Genomic DNA, 3,207 nt, shown 5'->3' with positions numbered 1-3,207 from the left:
ACTTGACCGGTGCGCACACCCATTGAGTGTGCGCACCAAGATCAATCCGCGCTATGGCTTTCGTGCCAAATCGAGGTCAGTAGTTTGCCGATTTCCGCGAGTCCTTCGGCGGCGGTCATGCGCCAGTGGGTGGTCGGCACCGGGCGGTTGTGCACGGCGCCGTCGACCACATCGGCCCAGATTCCCGCGCCGATCGAACCGGTGGGATCGTCGAGCGCCGCGGTGAAATAGATGACGTCGCCGTGGAATCGAACGGGATGGTACGCATTGCGCAGCACGACCGAATGCACGGCCGTATCGAGCACCCGGGTGAATCGGTCGGAGCCGAAGGAGGCGAACGGCTCCGGCAGTTCGACCAGTCGCTCGGCGAGTTGTCCCCAGTCCACGTCGGTGTCGAAGCCCAGGTCACCCGCCTGTTCGCCGAGTAGGCCGCCGATCAGTTCGGCCACCGGGACGGGTGAGCCCGCGCCCTGTGCGCGTTCGTCGGGCGGATCGGCCATATAACTGTCCATCACCGCGAGCGTCGCCACTCGTTGTCCGGCCCGCTGCAACTGCACCGCGATCTCGTGGGCGAAGACACCGCCCATCGACCAGCCGATCAGGTGATACGGCCCCTTCGGCTGGACCGAGCGGATCGCATCGACATAGATCGCGGCCCACTCCTCGATCGTGTCCGGCAGCACCGCCGGTGCGGCGAGTGTCGGCGCTTGGATGCCGTAGATCGGCCGGTCGGAACCGAGGTAAGCGGCCAGACCAGCGAACGACCACGCGATACCGGAGACCGGGTGAATGCAGAACAGCGGTTCGGCGGTACCCGTCCCACGCAGTGGCAGCACCACATCGAAGGCCACCTCACCCTCGACCTGCCCACCCGCCCGACGCGCCAGTTCGGCCAGGAAGTCCGACGGTGTCGGCGCGGTGAATACCCGCATCACCGGAATCTTCTCGCCGAGAAGCGAGCTCAGCCGCGCGGTCAGCTTCGTGGCGACCAGCGAATTGCCGCCGCGCTCGAAGAAGTTGTCGTCCATACCGAATCGGTCGAGGTCGAGCACCTCCGCGAAGGCGGCGGCGACGGTTTCCTCGATCGGTGTGCCCGGTGCGCGGTACTGCCGTGCCTCGAATGCGGGCTCGGGTAGCGCACGCCGGTCCAACTTGCCGTTCGGCGTCAGCGGCATGAGGTCGAGCACCACGATGGCCGCGGGAACCATATAGCCGGTGAGGAATTCGGCCACCTGGACGCGCAATTCATCCGCATCGATGCGGGCACCGGCCGCAGGCACCACATACCCGACGAGCTGATCCCCGAGACGTTCGGTCGAGCGGACCAGCACTACCGCCTGGCTCACGCCCGGACAGCGCAGCAGCGCGGATTCGATCTCGCCGAGTTCGATCCGGAAGCCGCGCAACTGAACTTGCTGATCACTGCGCCCGGCGTAGGCAAGCCCGGTCTTACCCCAGCGTCCGAGGTCGCCGGTGCGATACATGCGAGATCCAGGTGCTCCGAAGGGATTCGCGACGAAACGCACCGCGGCCAGACCCGGCCTGCCGAGGTACCCCCGGGACAGCTGGGCTCCGGCGACATAGATCTCCCCCGGTGTTCCGACCGGCACGGGGTGCAGGCGCTCGTCGAGCACGTAGCCGTCCAAGCCGGGCAGCGCGCGCCCGATCAGGCTGTCCGGACTGTCCGCGATCTGCTTATCCAGCGCCAGGAACGAAACGTGCACCGTGGTTTCGGTGATGCCGTACATATTGACCAGGCGGGGCGCATCCGCGTCATGCCGCTCGTACCAGCGCCGCAACTGACGCAGATCCAGTGCCTCGCCACCGAATACAACATGTCGCAGCGCGAATTCGCCATCGCTTGCCGCCCGATCGGCCTCGATGAGCTGGTAGAAGGCCGACGGCGTCTGGTTCAGCACGGTGACCTGTTCACGAATCAGCAACTCACGGAACAGTTCCGGTGCTCGTGAAGTCGCGTAGTCGACCACGACCACCGAGCCGCCGGTGGCCAGCGCGCACCACAGCTCCCACACCGAGAAGTCGAAGGCGAAGGAGTGGAACAGCGTCCACACATCCGTCTCGTCGAACCCGAACAGCGGCTGGGTATTCGCGCACAGCTCGACCACATTGCGATGCGCCACCCCAACACCCTTCGGCACACCCGTCGAACCCGACGTGTAGATGACGTAGGCGAGATGATCCGGAAGCAACGGCGCGATGCGATCGGCATCGCTGACCGCGCGGTCGTCGAATTCCGTTGTCTCTTCGAGCAAAATCACCGGCAACTCGCCGACCGGCACGTCCGCACGCTGCTCCTCGGTGGTGAGCACACAGACCGGAACCGCATCCGACAGCACAAACGCCAGCCGCTGCGCCGGATAGGTGATATCGATCGGCAGATACGCCGCACCCGCGATGAGCACACCGAGCAATGCGACCGGCAACTCTTCGGTACGCGCAACCGCGACGGCCACCAGCGATTCCGGTCCGGCACCTGCGGCAATGAGCGCCCTGGCCACCCGGTTCGCCCGCCGCCGCAGTTCAGCGAAACTCAATGCGGTATCGCCGAAGCGAACCGCCGCCGCCTCGGGCCTGCGCCGGGCCTGATCGGCGATCAACTCCGGCACGGTCGCGGCGGGCACCCACGCACCACGCGAATTCCATTCGCGCAGTACCCTGGTGCGCTCGTCCGCTCCGAGCAGCTCGATATCGCCGACGGTCACCGTGGCATCGGCGACGACCGCGGTGAGGATGCGAGCAAACCGATCGGCGAAGCCCTGTGCAGTCACGGCGTCGAACAGGTCTGTCGCATAAGCGAATTCGGTCAGCACACCCTGAGTTTCACCGCGCGGGCCGATCCGCTCGTTCAGCGATAGCCGCAGGTCAACGGTGAGCGGATCCTTCGCGGCGGTATTGCCCATCGCGACTTGGAACAGCGGATGTCGGCCGGTCACCTGAACCGGGTCGAGTATCTCGACGAGTTGCGCGAACGGCACATCGGCGTACGCGAATGCGGCGGCATCGACCGAACCGACTTCGGCCAGCAGTTCATCGAAGGTCGCGCTCGGATCGTATTCGGTGCGCAGCACCACAGTGTTGTCGAAGGTTGTGCCCGAGGCTGGAGTACCGGCAGCGGCCGGATCGACCGCGACGAGAGTCGCACTCGGATTGCTATCGGTACGCGGCACCACAGTGTTGTCCGAGGCT

At 65.7% G+C, this 3,207-nt stretch carries 1 protein-coding gene; it reads right to left on the bottom strand.

All coding sequences use genetic code 11. From position 1 onward, the window contains the following. Positions 1-41: 41 nt before the first annotated feature. Positions 42-3,207: non-ribosomal peptide synthetase (locus NP3_RS34300; protein WP_157124740.1), on the bottom strand; the 3,166-nt coding region annotated here is incomplete at its 5' end.

This window comes from Nocardia pseudovaccinii NBRC 100343, from assembly GCF_001613225.1.
GTDB classification, from domain to species: Bacteria; Actinomycetota; Actinomycetes; order Mycobacteriales; family Mycobacteriaceae; genus Nocardia; species Nocardia pseudovaccinii.
Note: the sequence above shows the minus strand (reverse complement) of the source record. Positions and strands in the feature narration are given on the sequence as shown.